The organism is Comamonas testosteroni, from assembly GCF_014076415.1.
GTDB classification, from domain to species: domain Bacteria; phylum Pseudomonadota; class Gammaproteobacteria; order Burkholderiales; family Burkholderiaceae_C; genus Comamonas; species Comamonas testosteroni_F.
Map to the genome: position 1 here is coordinate 2,053,056 of NZ_CP043568.1, position 18,399 is coordinate 2,071,454.

The following is an 18,399-nucleotide window of genomic DNA, read 5'->3' on the forward strand; positions in this document are numbered from 1 at the left end:
CCCGCTGCATCGGCTCTTTCGGGGGAAGGAGCTGGTGCGGCTCCACATTCCAACAAGGAGACAAACATGACTGTTCAACGTCAACGCCTTCATTTCCTGCTTGCGGCGGCCGCTGCCGCCACCGGCCTTGCCGGTGCCCCGGCCATGGCCCAGGGCAGCTATCCCAGCAAAACCGTGCTGATGATCGTGCCCGCCGCTGCGGGCGGTACCACCGATCTGGCCGGCCGCATGGCCGCACAGGCGCTGGCGCCGGTGATCGGGCAATCGGTGGTGGTGGACAACAAGGGCGGCGGCAACGGCGCCATCGCCGCCAATCTGGTCAAGCGTGCCGATCCCGACGGCTATACGCTGCTGATGCAGTACTCGGGCTACCACGTCATCTCCCCGCACCTGACCAAGGCCAGAAGCTGGGAGCAAAGCGACTTTGCCCCTGTGGCCAATGTGCTGTCGGCACCGCAGATCATCGTCGTGCGCTCCGAGCTGCCGGTGAAGACGCTGGCCGAGCTGGTGAGCTACACCAAGGCCAACCCCGGCAAGCTCAACTACGCCTCGTCGGGCAACGGCTCGCTGCAGCATGTGACGGGCGCCATGCTGGAGCAGCAGGCCGGCGTGAAGATGGTGCACGTGCCCTACAAGGGCTCGGGCCCGGCGCTGCAGGACTTGCTGGGCGGCCAGGTGGATCTGACCTTCGGCACCGCGCCTCCCTTCATGCCCCATGTGCAAAGCGGCAAGCTGCGCGTGCTGGCCGTGACGGGCAAGCAGCGCCTGCCCAGTCTGCCCAATGTGCCCACCACCGCGGAAGCTGGCTACCCGGGGGTGAACGCCACTTCCTGGTTTGCCGTGTTTGCGCCCAAGGCCACGCCACAGCCCGTGATCGACAAGCTGGCTGCCGATATCAAGAAGGTGGTGCAGGACCCCGCCTTCAGGAAAAAGGCCGAAGAGCAGGGCGCCACGGCAGACTATATGAACCCTCAGCAACTGGCGGCCATGGTCAAGACCGAATACGGCAACTGGGCGCAGGTGGTGAAGTCGTCCAAAATCGAAGCCGAGTAAGCTGCAGGGCGCAGGGATTGCCCTGAATCCCTTGCATCTAAAAATGGAGCTGCTACTGCTTGATTGATAAGGATCTCAGATTGAAAACTATCTGAGATTCAATCTCATCAAGCGCTGGCTGCTCCTTTTATCGATAGGCAGAACGCTGGCCTGGCGTTTGAGCCGCTTGCTGCAGGATTCGTCCACATGCGCAGACAATAGCGCCCATGTCTTCCACGCATTCCGCCGAACTGCTGGCCCAGGTGGCCGCGCTGCCGCCATTGCCGGGCGTCTATCGCTATTTCGATGCTGCCGGTGCCCTGCTCTACGTGGGCAAGGCCATCAACCTCAAGCGTCGCGTTTCCAGCTATTTTCAGAAGGAGCATGGCGGCACGCGCATAGGCCATATGGTCAGCAAGATCGCGCGGCTGGAGACCACGGTGGTGCGCTCCGAAGCCGAGGCGCTGCTGCTGGAAAACAACCTCATCAAGACGCTGTCCCCCAAGTACAACATCCTGTTCAGGGACGACAAAAGCTATCCCTATCTCAAGATCACCGGTGTGGCCCACCGCGACGGCAAGGAGGGTGAACCCGCGTTTCAGGAATTTCCTCGCATCGCCTACTACCGTGGCGCGGTGGACAAGAAGCACCGCTACTTCGGCCCCTATCCCAGTGCCTGGGCGGTCAAGGAAAGCATTCAGCTGCTGCAGAAAGTCTTCCGGCTGCGCACCTGCGAGGACACGGTGTTTGCCAACCGCAGCCGCCCCTGTCTGCTCTATCAGATCAAGCGTTGCACCGGCCCCTGCGTGGATCTGATATCTCCCGAGGCCTATGCGCTGGATGTGCGCAATGCCGAGGCCATGCTGCGCGGCGAAACCAGCGAGCTGCTGCAGCAGCTCGAAGCGCGCATGATGGCGCATTCCGACAAGCTGGAGTTCGAGCAGGCGGCCGAGGTGCGCAACCAGCTCACGGCACTGTCGCGCGTGCTGCACCAGCAGGCGATCGAAACCACCGACGATAAGGATGTGGACATCCTGGCCGTGCGCGTGCAGGGCGGCCGCGCCTGCGTGAACCTGGCCATGGTGCGCGGCGGCCGCCACCTGGGCGACCGGCCTTACTTCCCGGCGAATCTGGGCGATGCCGCATCGGTCTACTCCAGCGAGGAAGAGGTGGATGCCGCAGCCGAGGCGCGGCCCGTGGAGGAGCTGGTGCTGGAGGCCTTTATCGCCCAGCACTATGTGGGCGTTGCCGTGCCGCCCACGCTCATCGTCAGCCATCCCGTGGAGAAGCGGCTGGTGGAGCTGCTGACCGAGCAGACCGGCGTGCGCATCACCGTGGTCCAGCAACCGCGCGAGCAGCGCCGCATCTGGCTGGAGATGGCGCAGAAAAATGCCGACATCCAGCTGGCCCGGCTGCTGGCCGAGGAAGGCTCGCAACAGGCGCGCACCCGTGCCCTGGCCGAGGCGCTGGACCTGCCGGTCGAGAATCTCGACGAGCTGACCATCGAATGCTTCGATATCTCGCACACCAGCGGCGAAAGCACCAAGGCGTCCTGCGTGGTGTTCCATCACCACAAGATGCAGAGCAGCGACTACCGCCGCTTCAATATCGAAGGCATCACTGGCGGCGACGACTATGCGGCCATGCGCCAGGTGCTCACGCGCCGCTACAAACCCGTGGCCGAGGCGCAGCGCGAGGCGGGCGGCGCCGAGCTGACCGGCAAGCAGCCGCATCTGCCCGATCTGGTGCTGGTCGACGGCGGCAAGGGCCAGGTCAGCATGGCGCGTGAGGTATTCACGGAGCTGGGGCTCGATCTGTCGCGCATCGTGGGTGTGGAGAAAGGCGAGGGCCGCAAGGTCGGCCTAGAGGAGCTGGTGTTTGCCGACGGGCGTGACAAGGTCTACCTGGGCCATGACTCGGCGGCACTGATGCTGGTGGCGCAGATTCGCGACGAGGCGCACCGCTTCGCCATCACCGGCATGCGTGCGGCCCGCGCCAAGGTGCGCACGGGCAGCAGCAGCCTGGAAGACATTGCCGGCGTGGGGCCCAAGAAACGGGCGCGATTGTTGCAGCGTTTTGGCGGCGTGCGCGGCGTGGCCGATGCCAGCGTGGACGATCTGATGACCGTGGAGGGCATTTCCGCAACGCTGGCCGAAGAAATCTACAAGGCGCTGCATTGATGCAGGCTGCGCGAGCGCTAATCCGCGCTGGCGCAGCCTGCTCGTGACACAATGACACCCATGTTTTTCACCATCCCTACTGTGCTGACCCTTACGCGGATCGTGGCGATTCCGCTCATCGTGGGGGTGTTTTACGCGCCGCTGGATCAGGCGACCCGCAACCTCATCGCCACCGTGATGTTCGTCGTGTTTGCCGCCACCGACTGGTTCGATGGTTATCTTGCGCGCAAGCTCAATCAGACATCGGCATTCGGTGCTTTTCTGGATCCCGTTGCCGACAAATTTCTGGTCTGTGCATCGCTGCTGGTGCTGGTTCATCTGCAACGCGCCGATGTGTTCGTGGCGCTGATCATCATCGGACGTGAGATCGCAATCTCGGCGCTGCGTGAATGGATGGCTCAGATCGGTGCCAGCAAGAGCGTGGCCGTGCACATGATCGGCAAGGCCAAGACCATGGCACAGATGGTGGCCATTCCCTTTCTGCTCTATGACGGAGTGGCGTTCGGCGTGATCGATACCGGCGTCTGGGGGCAGTGGCTGATCTGGATTGCAGCGGTGCTGACCGTCTGGTCCATGGTCTACTACCTGCAAAAGGCATTGCCCGAAATTCGTGCCAGGCTCTGAAATCCGGGGTGGGCCTCTCTGAAAGCGCTTGCTCATCAAGCGCTTTTTGCTATCTGGCGGGCTGCTTTCGGAGCAGCAAAAAGATTTTGCGGCTACGCATTGCATGACTTGATCGGACTGCAGATTTTGTCAATTGTTGTCAATCGGTGAAGCCGACACGGAAGAAGCTTGAAAAAAGCCGCTGTGGATGGCCGAACCCGCTCAAAAACCGCATAGAATCTGGTTCTGTCGCTGGAATGCGCAGCGCGAGTTGGCGTCAAAAATGTCAGCGGCTTCAGGTAAAAATGGGCTTGCCCATACACAGAAACTGATAGGCTGGCTTCCGTCTTTATCGCGACTGGTTTCTTGCTGCGCAAGGTTTGCGTTTGCAGAGACATTCCATTCACTTATTTCTCGAGAGGCATCTTGTGAATAAAACCGAACTGATTGAGCACATCGCTAACAACGCCGATATTTCCAAGGCCGCAGCTGCGCGTGCACTGGACTCCACGATCGACGCAGTGAAGAAAACACTGAAAAAAGGTGGTACAGTATCGCTTGTTGGTTTTGGCACATTTGCTGTTGGCAAGCGTGCAGCTCGCACTGGTCGTAACCCCCGTACCGGCGATTCCATCAAGATCAAGGCGGCCAAAGTGCCTAAATTCCGTCCGGGCAAAGCATTGAAAGATGCTCTGAACTGACACCCAGTTTCAGTGGGTCCTTAGCTCAGTTGGTAGAGCGGCTCCTTTACACGGAGTAGGTCGGCGGTTCGAGACCGTCAGGACCCACCACTAAAAAACTAAAGAAATCAAGGGCTTGGAGCGATCTAAGCCCTTTTTCTTTGCCCTCTCTACCAGCTCGAATAGCCGCCACAAGCCGCCTCTACCAACTGAAAATCGTTGTCTACCAACTCTGCAGGGATTAGTATGGCGCTCCTTTTTGGGAGGTCAGATGGCAGGCAAGAAGCAGTTTCCAAATGGATCGTGGCAGTACGTCTTCAAGAAGAAGGGCGTTCTGGATAAGCCGCTGTATCTCACGTTTTCCACAGAGGCAGAAGGCGATGAATATGCGGCCAAGTTGGAGGCGCTGCTAGCGCGCGGCATTGTTCCTCTTGAGCACAAAAAGACCGAACAGGTTTTGACCATCTCCGACCTCGTTGCCGACTACGAGCGCGAGGCCCATCCTTCGCCCAAGGATGTTGCATCGCTGAGAACCATAGTGCCGATCCATGGCACGGTGCGTTTGACTGAAATCAATGCCGCCTGGGTGGACCACTGGATCGCGCAGATGAAGCGCATTGATAAGGTTGCGCCCACTACGATTCACGCGAAAGTCGGCGCTCTGGCTCGAGCCACGGACTGGGGTATGCGCAAAGGCTTCCTCACCATGCCTGACCACGCACTTCGCTCGCTGCCAAGTGGGTATGCCCAATACACCAAGGCTGACGCGGCCGTAGCCGGCGTGCAGCGAAAAGACAATGAACGGGACCGGCGGCTTGAGCCGGGAGAGTGGGAAAAGATCTTGGGAGTTATCGCTACGGGTGTGCTGCCCCGCACACAGCGGCCCCTCGTGCTTGAGGGGCGGCGGGACAAAGTGGCGTTGAAGTGCATCACAGTGCTGGCGGTTGAGACAGCGATGCGGATGCGTGAGATGTACACGCTGCGCTGGAGCCAGGTGGATCTGCCGCACAAGACAGTTTTCCTGGACAAGACCAAAAACGGGGACAAGCGGCAAGTCCCGCTGTCGTCCGTGGCACTGGCGGAACTGCGCGCGTTCCAGCCAAGTGATGCCGGCCCTGCTGATTTGGTGTTCCCCTTCCTGCAGGGGGAGGAGTCAGCGAAGAAGCTGAATGAAACGACAGATTTCTTGTCGCGCCTTTTCGTGGATATTTTTGAGCAAGCCGGGGCAGTCGGGCTGCTTTTCCATGACCTGCGCCACGAGGCGACGAGTCGCCTGTTTGAGAGAACCAAGCTCAGCGAGACGCAGATCATGAAAATTACTGGCCACAAGAGCCACAGAATGCTCATGCGATACGCAAACTTGCGCGGATCGACCTTGGCCGATGACCTTTGGTAAGCCGCTCTGAAGTCTGGTCAAGGATGACTTTTTCTGCATAGCGGTGCACATCACTGGTTCGCATCACGTAGGCGCGACCAATGCGGCCGGCCGGCAGCACGCCGCTGGCAATGAGTTTTTCAATGGTGGAACTATGCACCTGAAGAATCTCCGCCGCTTCTGTGACGGAGCAGGTGAAATTGTTTGTGGCTTTGGTCATAGTGCTATCAAAAGTTAAGCCCCTCTCGGGGCTTTCTGTTTTTCAGTGGATGCAAAGTAAGGTTCTGGGCTTGGAATGCCTGCAAGTACAGGTCCCATAAGCGCTGGCCATCGGGACAGCGCGTCTGCTTGCCGCCAGATCGGCCGGCAGCACAGCAGGTAGGGCAGTTAAAGTGGTGGGCTATGTAGGCCTTGTCTTCTGGCAGGCCCACGGTGCTGGCGCTGGTTGCCATGAGGACTCCCGAAAAGTAGAACCCCGCTCAGTGTGGCGGGGCTCGGGGTGGTTGATTGGTCCGCGCCATCTGTCGCGCTTGTCGCCTCGGTCGCGGGCTCGCTTGCTCATAGTTCGCGGTTCCTCACATCGATTACCGGCGCTACCTTGGCCTTGGCCGTTCTGATGCGCGTCTTCAGACGGGCTTCTTCCTTTTTCAAGGACTCGACACCATCCCTGAGGTCATTCAAGCTTTTCTGAACATGCTTGTGGTCTTCCCAGGCGCGCTGCAGGCGAGTGACTTCCTTTTGCAGGAAATCGAACGGATCGAATACCTGGTCGCAAGCGGCGCAGCGCACGGTGCGGCTGTGATCATCCAGGGAGATCTTTTTGTGCTCGCAGAAGTTGTTCCAGTTCTTATTGGCTGTGAGCGTCTGCTCCGGAAGCTCAGTCCCTGGGAACTTCCTGATGTTGGAGTCTGGGGTGCTCATGCTTGGCCTTTCTGCGCCTGGTCGCGCTGTGCGGCCTTGGCTTCTCGCCACCGCAGCTCTGTGACGATGGCAGTTGCGCGGTCGCTTGCGATCTCTGCATTGCCCACAACGTTGCGAAAGCAGTAGCCATCACTGGCGATGAGGTCGCCATCTGAGTCTTGATAGGCGCGCTGACCGCCGATCCAGGTTGACCAGTCCCTGATCAGTATTTCAATCAGTCGCATCGCCGCCCCCTTGTGTCTGCTGGGCTGCCCGCAGGCCACGCCAAGGCGCGTCCTGAATGTCAGATGCAAAGAACCCGTCGCGCGTCCATTCGCCATCTGTGAACCAACTCATGGCAATGCCTTCGTCAAATTCCCGCAGATAGCGGCCATCGGCTTCGGGCTTTGTGGCGCCGTCCTGCCATTCAGACAAGTCGGCTTCTGCTGCGGTGTTTCCCTGCAGCGGGAATACCTTGGCTTTTTTCATGCTGCACCTCCCTGCTGGGCTGCCTGGGCGGCGTCGAAGGCCTCCGCAACCTGCTCTCGGCTGTACAGCGGCACGCTGCGCTCACTACTGTTCCCCATGCGAACAGATGCCACGGTAGCGGTGTGCTCGCCGGTCTGGAACTTATTCAGGTCTGATGGATAGATATGTGCGGCGGCGTCGTCCAGCAGCCCATCCAAGTGCGCCAGCGCCGCATCTCGCGCGTCTGCCTGCGCCTGGGGCGCTGCTGGCGAGATAGCAAATACCGCTTTCCAGATCCTGCGCGGTGCGTCAGTCTGGATTTCGATCTGATCGCGGCGGTTCACATAAATGTCGATGCCGTCCATGAGTAGATCCATGAACTCTCGCTTCATTTCGGGCGTCAAATCCACTGGCACCAGCTTCCAGCCATCAGGCACTGCCACGGCTGCTGGCGCTGCTTGGGAGGTCGCGTTTGAAACGGAAGCTGGCTCCTGAATCTGGTGCAGGCAGGACTTGTGATCCATCGCTGCTTGCCAGCCGTAGCGCATTGCCAGTCGCTCGTTACGAAAATCGGGATGATCAAAGCTCACGTCATACTGGCGCTCAAAGGCGGCAATCAGGTCTTCGGGAATGTTGTCTTGCATATAGGTGGCTCCCAGAATGAGAAAAGCCTGCGGCTGCAGGCTGGGGTGTTGATCAATAGAGGCTGCGTATCGCTTCAGCAGCAGCCCAGGGGTCTATGGCGTTTCCGTAGGCATGCACTGCGCCCACTCTGGAGGAAAGCCCATCATCCACCGGGCGAGTTCTGCCGGCACTGGTGATGAAAACGTTTCCGGGAGGGGCTGACCGCGGGTCGCAAAACGGCGCGGGTGGTTCGGGTCGCCCGGGGCGCGGAAGTCCCTGGCCACCACGGTCGGCAACAATCCACACTCGCCGGCGTAGATGAGGCGCACCAACATCCGCAGACGATCGTTCGGGTCTGCGCACTCGGTAGCCAAGCTGTCCCAGACGGCTGGTGATCTCGGCAAGCCACGGGCTGATGCCCGGGACGTTCTCGAAGCAGATGCCCTGTGGCTGGCGCGCGGCGATGAGGTCGAGCCAAGTGTGAGCCAGTCCGCTTCGCGCACCTGAGAGGCCGGCACGTCCGCCATGGATTGCTGCGGCGACACTGTTGTCTTGGCAGGGAGGGCTTCCTGTCCAGATGCCTGGCGCGCTTGCAAGACGTGCGATGCGCAGAGCGAGGGGCCAACCAGCGAGGCCGGCGAAGAAATGGCATTGTCCATATCCGGCAAGATCATCTGCTCGAACATCCTCGATGCTCCTTTCGTCAACGTCGCCTGGAGCTATGTGTCCGGCGGCAATGAGGTTGCGCAGCCACCGGGCCGCGAACTTGTCGATTTCGTTGTAGTACGTCGGCTTCATGGCTCCAGAAAGCAAAAAGCCCGCTCTTCAGGACGGGCTGGTTGGTGGATGGTTGAATGAGGCTTTCAACCTCAGGAAACAACAATGCGTTTTTCGAGAAGCTCTCTAATTCGTACTGCTGCGTTGACCGTGGTGACGGCGGGAGTTGCTGCTTTGTATGGTTGTGCTGTCTCGGTGCCTAAAGGCATACAGCCAGTGACCGGTTTCGATGCAAAGCGCTACATGGGCACCTGGTACGAACTGGCCCGTATCGAGCACAGTTTTGAAAAGGGTTTGACTCAGGTCTCTGCGCAGTACAGCCTCAACGACGATGGCACAGTGGCCGTGGTCAATCGAGGCTATGACGCATCGAAGAAGGAATGGCGTCAAGCCAACGGCAAGGCGCGATTCCTGGGCGATCCCAGCATCGCGGCGCTCAAGGTGTCTTTCTTCGGTCCGTTCTACGGCGGCTACAACGTGGTGAGTCTGGATGACCAGTACCAGACGTCTTTGGTGATTGGCAACAGCCTCGACTATTTCTGGCTGCTCTCGCGCAGCAAGAGCATCCCTGAGCAGCAATTTCGGCGTTTGCTGGAGAAGGCCCAATCGCTCGGCGTGGACCTGAGCCAAGTCCAGGTCGTCCCACAGTAGGGTGACAAGTTTCCGCTCCAGAGAATGAGAGAGCCCGCGGCGGCGGGCTAGGCTGGGTCAAGTACTGAGTAGGATATAGCTTCTAAATCTGGAGAGGTCATGGAACTACAGATGACAGAGGTCGAATCTCACGTTTTCGAGATGAACGGGGCGATTTTCTTGATCAATACAGGGAAGGTTGAGGATGGTTGGTGGTGGGTGTTTGCTGGTTTACTGAGGTTGAGGTGAATTGCTCTCGATGTCCGGGCTTTCTAAATGGCAGGTCTGTTCCACTGCTGATGAATATCTACAGATATATCTGGATAGAAAACCCCTGATACATGAACCCGGTCACGCCCAGCATTTTTGGCTTGGTAAAGCAGTTGATCGGCCTCCTTCATGGCTTGCTCAAACTGTGATGGCTTGGTGATTGATGAAATCCCAAAGCTCATGGTCAGCTTTGGGCCCGTCGGAAGAACGGTGTTTTTTGACCCGAGGTCACGCTGGATTCTCTGTGCAATGAGTTCTGCTTCTCGCAGCGTTATGTCGGCTAATAGAAGCACAAACTCTTCTCCGCCGAGCCGAGCAACTAGGTCGTGCTCTCGCAAATTGTTCTTCAGAGTCGAGGAAACAAGTTGCAGCACCATATCGCCACGTTCGTGTCCCCAAGCGTCGTTGATGCGTTTGAAGTGGTCTATGTCGCAGGCCAGTACCGCCATTGGGTAGAGCCTTGGGTCGTCGAGGCGCTTCTGGGCGTGCTCTGGGAATGAACGACGATTCAGTATCTGCGTCAAAGCATCAAAGTCACGTTCCTTGCGTAGCTTGCCGACGGTTTCCTTCACAGCAATTGCGCTCATCAACACGGTGAATAGCAGCGCGAAATTCAAAATGCTCAGTAGCGTAAAAATCCAGTAGGGCGATCTTGGCAAGGCGCTGAGATCCGTGTATTCGAGCAACCAGATCAAAACGGGTCGAGTTAAGGTGTAGGCCGTAAAGATGCTGCTCAGCCAGAGCAACGCTTTGTCAAGCCAGTCAAACGAGTTTTTCTTTGAGCCGATCTGCAATATAGGCAGCAGTAAAACAAGGCCCGAGCCTATGCTGAAAGCACTTACCCGAGCCCAGATATTGGGGTCGATTCGGCTGAACTGATACAGTGCCGCCAAGGTGATGATGGCGATAAGTAGTGCAATTTGTGGTCGGGTCGATACACCCCATCTCTCTGCCCAACTTTTTGCAAGACACCATGCGCTTATGAGGTAAAAACTGCCTATCAGTAGTGCGTAGCGATTTAGCTCGACCAGAGGAAGCAGGGTCTGCGCGCCAAGAGTTAGGGCAGTGAGCGAGTATGCGCAGGCTTGCCAAATCAGAAAGCGCTGTGATCTTTGGAAAAGCCAAACAACGAGCAATATCGTTGCAAGCACCACTATTGCCAAAGAAGGCGTCAGAACAAAGAAATCTTTATTCGTGAACATCTGACCAGAGCCTCATCGATCAATGATCAAAACGGAGCAGCTTTGTCTGTTCTCCACTTACATCTCGACAACTTTCAGTTGTTATTCATACATCTTGTTGTGTGAGATCACAAGCTGTTGCAATGCCTGATGCTTGATCTATGTCATCCGGATTCGACGTTATCGAGGTAGGTGCTGTAGATACTCATTTCTAAAAATAAATAGAACTCGTTACGGCTGTGTTTTCTACATCAGGCAACTACTTTCTTGACCTCCTGCACCTGAACTTCGAGCCACCCCGCTTTAACTGCCAACTCTTTGCACTGCATGGCAGCCTCTTGAAGGATGTACGGCTTGCTGCGCACTGCGGTGCGCTTGGCGGTGCGTAGCCATGCAGTTTCATCAAACGGCTCTGGCGGCTTGCCGCCTGCCTTCTGTGCCATCTGGCAAAGCCGCTCGTGCGCCTGCTTTGCTTCATCCAGCATTCCGGGCTTGATGCCCGATACGCGCCAGCCTTTGTGCACGGACACCGCATCTGCTTTGGCGGCCAGGCGGCGCTGGCGCTCGAGCTCCATTCCTTGGGCTCGCATGGCGGCCATGCGGGAATCGGTGATGGGGTCGCCGTTGTGATTCACGAAAGTCAGACTCATGGGAGCCTCCAAAGAAAAGCCCGCTTGTCGGCGGGCAGATGATTCATTGATGTGGGCGCCTAGCCCTGGATATGCAGATCTATGAATAGATGATCAGTTGCTGGCGCTGGTAGCCGGCAAGGCGGGCAGGTCGCCCAGAGCGGTGCGGCCTTCGCCGCCAAGAGCCTCAATCAGGTCGGGGATCAGGCGCGACAGCTCGCCGGTGGCAATGGCTACATCGGTATCAAATCCGCTGTCATCCTTGCTGTTGCCGTCCATGACCGCATCCAGCAGCGTGATGTTCTTGATCTGCAGGCCTTCGGTCAGCACAAAGCTCACCCGATCGTCCCAGGTCATGGCCAGCTTGGTGGGCAGCTTTCCGTGCTCGATGTGTTGGCGGACTTCATCAATATCCAGCGGGTGGCGGGCGTAGCGCACCACGGCTTTGGATTCGTCGGCGGCTTTTAGCTCCGTCTCGCGGTCGGCCGAGAAGCCGGCGGGCGGCTCCTGCGTCATCAGCCAATGCGCCATGGCAGCCTGTGGGCTGGTCTGGGTGTCCAGCAGGGCCAGGGCAAAGCCGGGCAGGCCCTCGACTAGCAGCGTCACCACCTCATCGGCGCGGCCCTGGGCGCTGGTATCGAGCACCAGAGTGCGCGCCTGCGGATCGATCCAGACCCACATGCTGCCCTGCTTGGTGAAGGCCATGGGCAGCAGATCCAGCTTGGCCTCGTCCTTGAGCTCGCGCTTTTCCTTCTTGCCGGGCTTGCGGCCCTCGGTCTTTTCGATGTGCTCGGCCTTCTCGTTGACCTTGCGATTGAGCACGCTGGCCGGCAGTACCTTGGACTCGCTCATGAAACGCATGACCCACTGCCCGGCCACGGATTCGACCAGCGGGCCGTGTTGCTCGCCGCGCGGCGGCACCCAGCCCACGGAGCGCTCCTGGGTCGCGCCGCACTCTTCAAACACTGTCTTTTGCAGGGCATCCTCCAGCACCTGCAGATCGCCCTGCCAGCTCTTGGCAATGCGGTAAATGATCATGCTCTTGAACATTGAGACTCCAGAAATAGAAAAAGCCCGCTGATTGGCGGGCTCTGATGTGGGGGAAGTTGTGGCTGTTAGTGGCCGCAAGGAAGTGGTTGACCCTGCTCTTCTTTGAAGTCTTTAGGAAGAGGGGCGCCGCAGCTTCCGCAACGCTTGTCAGTGGTGGTGTTTGTCATGCTGGTGATACTCATAAAAAAGCCCGCTCAATGGCGGGCAAAGGCAATTCTGTGGAGGCTCTCTAAATCTTGCTGCGGCCTCGGTAGTCGAGGTCGGTGGCGGAGTAGTTTTCTCGCTTGCGCCATTCCATTTGCACCGGGCCGGCATGTTCAGGAGGGTAGGTGATGCGCTCTTTTTCGCGGCTGAGCTCCCATCGCTTGGCCTCCACGACATGGTGAACGGTTGATTTTTTAGTTCTGGTCATTGGTGAGGCTCTCTATAAATATGCGAACGCTAGGCCCACAGTACATGGTTAATCCTTAGTGGTCTATCAATTTATTTTTGAAGTCTTTGATGTGAGGGGCGTCAGGTCGGGGTAACGGAAGATTTCCAACCAAAGGTCTTTCAGTTCACCTATACTGGGTTCACTCGCTGTTAAGGCTGTTCGCCCCAACAGCGCCTGTCTGACACCAATGCCGCCCCTTGGCCGCAGGTAGCCGCTCTTCTAGCAAAGCACGCGGTGGTCACACCCCTCTAGGCGAACTTCCCAGATCCTGAACATCCTCGCGGATCTGCGTTGCCCCTGCACTTGGCACGGGCCTTCCCTAACTTATTTGACGGTCTGCGCAATCGTGCGTGCGATCGTTCGCTTTCATGCTGCACAAAAACACTACAGAGCAGATTGGCCGCTACGTGGTCACACCTCTCACCCAGACTGACGCAAGTGGTCAATTCACTGCTGCTGTCTCTATTCGTCGTGGTACTTATGACCGAATCTTTCGGTTTATCCCGCATTTTTCTGATGAGTCGCTTGCCTCTAAATATGCTTTGGCTGAAGGTCGGAGCATGGTGCTTGGTCACCAGCTGAATTGAGCTGCATCATTTTTCATCCCTCAGTAGAAGCTTTGGCTACTGACTAATCTTCACCAAAGCACTCTCGTGGTTCTCTTGGGAATCATCTTTCGCTCCGAAAAATAAGCAGCGAAATCCACTTAGAAGGTAATCTATGCAAAGCAATCTCTACGTCTCCAATCTTGGCTATGGCATCGACCGCGAAACGCTGAAATCACATTTTTCAAGCTGCGGGGATGTGCTGTCCTCCGAAGTAATAACGGACCGAAATACAGGTCAATCGCGCGGCTTCGGCTTTGTTGAAATGGGCACGGCTGCCCAAGCAAAAGCAGCGATCGACTCCCTGAATGATCAGTCGTTGGGTGGTCGAGTGATCTCTGTATCTCTAGCCAACACACGCAAGTAATTTCTTACTCGGCGTAAAAAAGCCCACATCTGTACAGGTGTGGGCTTTTTGCATTCTTAAATTTTCGACGTCAATGCTCTTCTCTGACGCACTTCACAATATTCTCGCTAACCCAAATTGCTGTCATTCCTGGGCAATGCCAAGCGCTAAGCGCCGAAATTTTGAGTGCAACAGCAGCTTGCTCAATGTTCTTGCCTGATTCGGATTTGCAGCCTCCCATGAGCAGGCAAGTCAGCAAAACCGCCGAGGTGCACAAGAAGAATGCCGCCCTCCAAAGGAAGTGTTTGCTCCTGCCTCGCCTCTTGGGTAGGTGCTCAAGCTGGATTGGTGGCCTTGCCATACGCCTTAGTCAATGTTGATGGATGCGAACGCATAAGCCGCTGTTGCACCCTTTGGCACTCTAGAGCTCGCATGTTGATGACCTGGAATGGACGTCTGCGCAGCGAAGGTAAAAGTACTGTCTAAAGACAAGCTATTACAGTGAATTCTGCAATGCCTATTCTCTATCCTTCTGTGCAAAAAGAGCGAAAAGACTTCCTGCAAAAAGGTCATGTCTTGGTCAATCTAAGGTTGCTCTTTCAGGCATTGCACGGTCTTCTCGTCCAGCCACTCGGCGTGCATGCCCGGACAGGCGAATTCATCGCGCAGACTTTTGGTGATGGTTTGGGGTTCATCGGCTTGGGCATCAGGCGCGGACAGCCAGGCTGCGAGAAGCAGGGCGCTAACGATGACCAGCAGGGAGTCAACAATCGTCTTCAGCATGAGGATCTCCTGTCAGTTTTCAAAGCTGAATGCTCAAAGGGGCCAGGCTTCTGGCGTGAGTGCGATCACCACGACCGCACCGACCAAGCAGAAGAGGCCGAAGCCGGTGAGCGCCCATTGCGCGGCGAGCAGCAGCTTTGTTGCCCTTGTGGCGGGTGATGAATGCATGGAATCTCCTGAAGAAAAAGCCCGCGAGCTGCTGCTGCGGGCTTTGAATAGAGGGCCGATGACCTTTCGAGTCATGCCTAGGGAAAGTGTAGAAGTTCCGATCTGATCTGACAGTTGCTCCCGTTTCGGACGGTACGGCTGTCAGATTAATTCAGCTCTTTTACCTTGTCGTCCCACACCTCCTTTGCATCCATCAGCGTTTGCATCGGCGTCCTGCCGCAGCACATCTTGCCCTGATGCGTGCGCTGGCTGTTGTAGTAATTGATCCAGTCGTCCAGATCCGTTTGCAGCTCGTCGATGGACCGGTAGATCTTGCGCCTGAACGTCACCTGGTAGAACTCCTGCAGGATGGTCTTGTGGAATCGCTCGCAGATGCCATTAGTCTGCGGGTGACGCACCTTGGTCTTGGTGTGTTCAATGTCATTGACGGCTAGGTACAGTTGGTAGTCATGCGTTTCGGCCTTGCCGCAATACTCCGTGCCCCTGTCGGTCAAGATTCGCAACAGCCCCATGCCTTGCTCGGCCAGGAACGGCAGCACCCGGTCATTGAGCAGATCAGCACCTGTGATCGGCGTTTTTGTGGTGTAGAGCTTGGCAGCGGCCCATTTGGAATAGGTGTCCACAAAGGTCTGCTGGTAGATGCGCCCGACTCCCTTGATCGAGCCCACATAGAAGGTGTCCTGGCTACCCAGATAACCGGGATGGGCGGTTTCGATTTCTCCGCAGGCCAGCTCATCTTCACGCTTTTTCTCCAAGGCTGCCACCTGGGCTTCGGTGAGCACAGCGCCAGTCTTGGCGACCTCGGCCTCCAGGTTTGACAGACGCTGTTTGAAGCTGGCCAGTTGATGGCGCATCCAGATGGAGCGTACACCGGATGGCGACACAAAGATGCCCCGCTGGCGTAATTCATTGCTGGCACGCAACTGTCCATGCGCTGGCTGCTCCAGGGCATAGGTAATAACGGTCGCTTCGATGGCGTCATCAACCCGGTTCTTGAGATTGGGCTTGCGCCTTGAAGTCTGGATCAGGGCCTCGACGCCGCCTTCTTCGTGGGCATGCTGATAGCGGTAGAAAGTGTCACGGGAGACGCCCATGACTTTGCACGCCTTGGAGATGTTGCCCAGCTCGCTGGCCAGGTTGAGCAGGCCGACCTTGTGCCGGATGATGGTTTGGTTGAAACTATTCATGAGGTTTCTCCGTTGGGCGCTTGCGCGCCCGGATTGATAAAGATTCGTACCCTTATCAAAACGGGAAACCTCACCTGTTGGCAAGGCACACTGTCAGATCAAGTCTGAACTTCTACAGGTGATGTGCCATCTGGTGTGACCACTCTCGCTAAGCTCGTAATTGACGCCAGCCCAGGCGAATTCCTGTGCTGCCGTACCTGCTCGAGCAGTCACGCCAGATAGCTGCCGCTTACGCCGGCAAGTCGTGATGGCTATCGCTGTGTTCGCCCCAGCTTGCCAACATCTCAACAACAAGAGCGAAGCTTCGTTGCAGGACTCAGACTTTCACTGCTTGCAGGCGGGCAACTGCCTGTCACAAACCATCAAAAAAAAGAGCGGATCACCCGGCTTTCGGTCTGTCGGTAGCGGCATCTCGGATTGCCCAACTCCACGCCCGGTTTCTGTTTTCATTGCCGCGCTCTTTCTTGATGGCCCCGCTATAGCCTCTGCGGGAGAGGGCGCATGTATGGCACATGTTGGCTGAATGCTCACATCTCAAGATCTCCGGGCACAAAAAAGCCACCTTAGAAGGTGGCTGTTGAAAATGAAGCTACGTAATCGTGGGAGCTGTCGAACACTCTTGCTACCAGTAACGATAGCTATGGCGCATGCGCGATTGCTTCTCTTTTTGCCTCCGCTTGTTTTTTTCAGGAGGTCCGCACTGCTCGATGTTGGGTGGACTGGGGAGTGGCTCGCCTCTGGCGAAGACTCGTCTGACTGTTCTCCAAACCTTCAGGAATGAAGATGGGATGCGGCTTACTGACATATAGACCTCCAGACTGACACGCGTGAGCTACGGGCTCGCTGCGTCTCCGTGTGGTGCTGTCACGCCTTGTCGTTGACAGCAGGTGTTTCGGAGCTGGGCTGTGGGGATTTTGGCGTCGGTGCGAGTGGTGGATCGAGACTGGGTTCGATGGGTTGAATCTTTGAAATCGGCTCGAGGAGCATCACCCACATATCACGCCAGAACTCGGACTGACGTTTGTAGCCAAGTAGTGAAAACATATAGACCTCCGGTCAGATGCTTGCTCAAGCGGCAGAGATTTTGTTGAGGACCGCTTGCAGCAAAAGGCGGTTCGTTTTTTTGCGCAGCATCTGCTCAGGTGACTCCTCCTGCAACTGTGCATCCGTTTGAAATGGCGTGTGAAAGATTCGGTCGTCATCCGCCACGCTCCGGGAATCGACTCCCTGTTTCACGGCGGGAAGCCGGGAGCGGATGTTGAAGATAGTTTTGTCGATGAAAGACATATAGACCTCCGGTCTATGGCAGCGGTCCAAGATAGGCCACATGAGTCCACGGTACTCTTTTTAATGACCTTAAACAGCGGTCTCAAAGTCCATGTCAGCAATGCTCGAATAGGCCTTAAACCGCAGCAGTTTCCTCAAAGAAAAGCCACCTGAAAAGGTGGCTGAGGATCATGACTTTCTGCTTAGTCTGGGGCGTGAGCGTGTCAATCAGGGCTTGTCGTTGGCTGCATCTGAGCCGAGCGTGGATGGTGGCGTTTCTGGCTTTGCTGAAGGCTCTTGATCGAAGCTTGAAGGGCTTGGTGGGAGCTCAGAGATGGGCTCAAGGATGATCGACCACATGTCATGCCAAAACGCGACATATCTTTGGTACACAAGAAGCGGGAACATATAGACCTCCGGTCTAAAGCTGCAAATCAGGAGGACTTGCATGCACCCACATTACGCTTTTAAAAGACCTTAAACGGCGCAAGCAAAAGCCACCCGGAGGTGGCTGGTGTGCTCGCGTTGAGGCGGTTGCTCAAGGCATCTGGGACAAGCCTGAGTGAGAAAAGTATCTCTCTTTTTCGCTACTGCTTGCGTTGCTGCTGCTGCTCTTCCTCATTCTTTTCTTTCGGGACGCGAGGTTTGCCTTGTTGCTGCGGAGCTGGGAGCCCGTCGGTAATAAAAAACATCAGCTTCAAGGTGTCCAAAAAGGATGGGGTGGAGATGGGGATGGGGTTACCTGACAAATAGACCTCCGGTCTAAGGCGGCTGGTCAAGATTGACTGCCTTGTCCCACAGTACTCTTTTAAATGACCTTAAACGGTGCCCTCGAAAAATAGACGCTAGCCAAGTTGTCGCAGCTGTGGTCGCGCTCACTCGATGAAGCCAAGGTCGCGCAGTGCTTCAGTCTCCTGGGTGTACTCAGCGTCCTCGATCAGCAGCACACCGTCAGGGCCATAGATATTGCGCTGTGGTGCGCCCATGACCTGCTCAATGCGCTCGACTCTGTAGCCGTGTCGCTCCCAAATTTCGGTGGTGTTTATGCGTGTCATTGGTTCACTGTATCCAAACCGGAGCCCTGCAAGCAAGGCTTTGGTTTGAACCCCGGATGCGCTCCGGGGGCGGCGCATATCTCCCACTGTCACTGGCTTGCGCTTCGCTCTGGCAGCTTTATGCAGATCACTATCTGCGCCGGTTAGCACCATCCAC

Annotated in this window: 25 protein-coding genes and 1 tRNA gene; 9 read left to right on the forward strand and 17 right to left on the reverse strand. The window is 57.0% G+C overall.

The window, feature by feature from the left end; all coding sequences use genetic code 11:
• Positions 1–66: 66 nt before the first annotated feature.
• The 6 genes from F0P97_RS09335 to F0P97_RS09360 all read left to right on the forward strand — a co-directional run bounded on the left by F0P97_RS09335 (position 67) and on the right by F0P97_RS09360 (position 5,891).
• Positions 67–1,053 carry a Bug family tripartite tricarboxylate transporter substrate binding protein gene (locus F0P97_RS09335; protein ID WP_182286485.1) on the forward strand — a complete coding sequence of 329 codons (987 nt, stop codon included), beginning with the start codon at positions 67–69 and terminating at the stop codon, positions 1,051–1,053.
• A gap of 206 nt (positions 1,054–1,259) precedes the next feature.
• Positions 1,260–3,212: an excinuclease ABC subunit UvrC gene (uvrC, locus tag F0P97_RS09340; RefSeq protein ID WP_182286486.1), complete on the forward strand. Its 1,953-nt coding sequence runs from the start codon at positions 1,260–1,262 to the stop codon at positions 3,210–3,212.
• Positions 3,213–3,272: 60 nt separating this feature from the next.
• Positions 3,273–3,836, forward strand: coding sequence for a CDP-diacylglycerol--glycerol-3-phosphate 3-phosphatidyltransferase (pgsA, locus tag F0P97_RS09345; protein WP_019043474.1), 564 nt, complete (start codon positions 3,273–3,275; stop codon positions 3,834–3,836).
• A gap of 407 nt (positions 3,837–4,243) precedes the next feature.
• Entirely contained in the window at positions 4,244–4,516 is a 273-nt protein-coding gene (locus F0P97_RS09350) for an HU family DNA-binding protein (protein ID WP_003056615.1), read from the forward strand.
• A gap of 14 nt (positions 4,517–4,530) precedes the next feature.
• A tRNA-Val gene (locus F0P97_RS09355) sits at positions 4,531–4,606 on the forward strand.
• Positions 4,607–4,766: 160 nt separating this feature from the next.
• A complete protein-coding gene (locus tag F0P97_RS09360; RefSeq protein WP_182286487.1) occupies positions 4,767–5,891 on the forward strand; it encodes a site-specific integrase in 1,125 nt (374 codons plus the stop codon).
• Here the strand turns inward: F0P97_RS09360 and F0P97_RS09365 are convergent.
• The 6 genes from F0P97_RS09365 to F0P97_RS27980 form a co-directional block, all read right to left on the reverse strand.
• Positions 5,839–6,090 carry a helix-turn-helix domain-containing protein gene (locus F0P97_RS09365; RefSeq protein WP_182286488.1) on the reverse strand — a complete coding sequence of 84 codons (252 nt, stop codon included), beginning with the start codon at positions 6,088–6,090 and terminating at the stop codon, positions 5,839–5,841. The two genes, F0P97_RS09360 and F0P97_RS09365, sit on opposite strands and share 53 nt — an antisense overlap.
• 338 nt (positions 6,091–6,428) lie before the next feature.
• Complete coding sequence (locus F0P97_RS09370; RefSeq protein ID WP_182286489.1) at positions 6,429–6,791, reverse strand: hypothetical protein; 363 nt, start codon at positions 6,789–6,791, stop codon at positions 6,429–6,431.
• Positions 6,788–7,015 carry a hypothetical protein gene (locus F0P97_RS09375; protein WP_003061421.1) on the reverse strand — a complete coding sequence of 76 codons (228 nt, stop codon included), beginning with the start codon at positions 7,013–7,015 and terminating at the stop codon, positions 6,788–6,790. The genes F0P97_RS09370 and F0P97_RS09375 overlap by 4 nt, the downstream gene beginning before the upstream one ends.
• Positions 7,002–7,259: a hypothetical protein gene (locus F0P97_RS09380; protein WP_182286490.1), complete on the reverse strand. Its 258-nt coding sequence runs from the start codon at positions 7,257–7,259 to the stop codon at positions 7,002–7,004. Before F0P97_RS09380 ends, F0P97_RS09375 begins: the two co-directional genes overlap by 14 nt.
• Positions 7,256–7,882, reverse strand: coding sequence for a hypothetical protein (locus tag F0P97_RS09385; protein WP_182286491.1), 627 nt, complete (start codon positions 7,880–7,882; stop codon positions 7,256–7,258). The genes F0P97_RS09380 and F0P97_RS09385 overlap by 4 nt, the downstream gene beginning before the upstream one ends.
• Before the next feature lie 52 nt (positions 7,883–7,934).
• Entirely contained in the window at positions 7,935–8,600 is a 666-nt protein-coding gene (locus F0P97_RS27980) for a DNA cytosine methyltransferase (protein ID WP_420093907.1), read from the reverse strand.
• Here F0P97_RS27980 and F0P97_RS27465 point away from each other — a divergent pair.
• Positions 8,508–8,720 carry a hypothetical protein gene (locus tag F0P97_RS27465; RefSeq protein WP_232538172.1) on the forward strand — a complete coding sequence of 71 codons (213 nt, stop codon included), beginning with the start codon at positions 8,508–8,510 and terminating at the stop codon, positions 8,718–8,720. The two genes, F0P97_RS27980 and F0P97_RS27465, sit on opposite strands and share 93 nt — an antisense overlap.
• 126 nt (positions 8,721–8,846) lie before the next feature.
• Positions 8,847–9,290, forward strand: a complete 444-nt coding sequence (locus F0P97_RS09395; protein WP_182287152.1) for a lipocalin family protein — start codon at positions 8,847–8,849, stop codon at positions 9,288–9,290.
• Positions 9,291–9,541: 251 nt separating this feature from the next.
• Here F0P97_RS09395 and F0P97_RS09400 read toward each other — a convergent pair whose 3' ends face one another.
• From F0P97_RS09400 to F0P97_RS09415, 4 genes are all read right to left on the reverse strand, one after another.
• Positions 9,542–10,741 (reverse strand): sensor domain-containing diguanylate cyclase, encoded by a 1,200-nt coding sequence (locus F0P97_RS09400; protein WP_182286493.1) that lies wholly within the window; start codon positions 10,739–10,741, stop codon positions 9,542–9,544.
• 230 nt (positions 10,742–10,971) lie between these two features.
• Positions 10,972–11,370, reverse strand: coding sequence for a hypothetical protein (locus tag F0P97_RS09405; RefSeq protein ID WP_182286494.1), 399 nt, complete (start codon positions 11,368–11,370; stop codon positions 10,972–10,974).
• 93 nt (positions 11,371–11,463) lie between these two features.
• Positions 11,464–12,399 carry a recombination-associated protein RdgC gene (locus F0P97_RS09410; RefSeq protein ID WP_182286495.1) on the reverse strand — a complete coding sequence of 312 codons (936 nt, stop codon included), beginning with the start codon at positions 12,397–12,399 and terminating at the stop codon, positions 11,464–11,466.
• Positions 12,400–12,628: 229 nt separating this feature from the next.
• Positions 12,629–12,811 (reverse strand): hypothetical protein, encoded by a 183-nt coding sequence (locus F0P97_RS09415; RefSeq protein ID WP_182286496.1) that lies wholly within the window; start codon positions 12,809–12,811, stop codon positions 12,629–12,631.
• A 741-nt stretch (positions 12,812–13,552) separates the two neighbouring features.
• On the opposite strand from F0P97_RS09415, the gene F0P97_RS09425 reads away from it, so the two are divergent.
• Entirely contained in the window at positions 13,553–13,804 is a 252-nt protein-coding gene (locus tag F0P97_RS09425) for an RNA recognition motif domain-containing protein (protein ID WP_182286497.1), read from the forward strand.
• Between the two features lie 564 nt (positions 13,805–14,368).
• Here the strand turns inward: F0P97_RS09425 and F0P97_RS09430 are convergent.
• From F0P97_RS09430 to F0P97_RS09455, 7 genes are all read right to left on the reverse strand, one after another.
• Positions 14,369–14,566, reverse strand: a complete 198-nt coding sequence (locus F0P97_RS09430; RefSeq protein ID WP_182286498.1) for a hypothetical protein — start codon at positions 14,564–14,566, stop codon at positions 14,369–14,371.
• Between the two features lie 33 nt (positions 14,567–14,599).
• Positions 14,600–14,734: a hypothetical protein gene (locus tag F0P97_RS27815; RefSeq protein ID WP_269780125.1), complete on the reverse strand. Its 135-nt coding sequence runs from the start codon at positions 14,732–14,734 to the stop codon at positions 14,600–14,602.
• 146 nt (positions 14,735–14,880) lie between these two features.
• A complete protein-coding gene (locus tag F0P97_RS09435) occupies positions 14,881–15,921 on the reverse strand; it encodes an IS481 family transposase (protein ID WP_182284111.1) in 1,041 nt (346 codons plus the stop codon).
• An 864-nt stretch (positions 15,922–16,785) separates the two neighbouring features.
• Positions 16,786–16,965, reverse strand: a complete 180-nt coding sequence (locus F0P97_RS09440) for a hypothetical protein (protein WP_182286499.1) — start codon at positions 16,963–16,965, stop codon at positions 16,786–16,788.
• Positions 16,966–16,989: 24 nt separating this feature from the next.
• The gene (locus F0P97_RS09445) at positions 16,990–17,208 is read right to left on the reverse strand and encodes a hypothetical protein (protein WP_182286500.1); all 219 of its coding nucleotides are present in this window, start codon (positions 17,206–17,208) and stop codon (positions 16,990–16,992) included.
• Between the two features lie 566 nt (positions 17,209–17,774).
• Positions 17,775–17,966, reverse strand: coding sequence for a hypothetical protein (locus F0P97_RS09450; RefSeq protein WP_003061342.1), 192 nt, complete (start codon positions 17,964–17,966; stop codon positions 17,775–17,777).
• A 96-nt stretch (positions 17,967–18,062) separates the two neighbouring features.
• Complete coding sequence (locus F0P97_RS09455; protein WP_003061345.1) at positions 18,063–18,242, reverse strand: hypothetical protein; 180 nt, start codon at positions 18,240–18,242, stop codon at positions 18,063–18,065.
• Positions 18,243–18,399 lie beyond the last annotated feature (157 nt).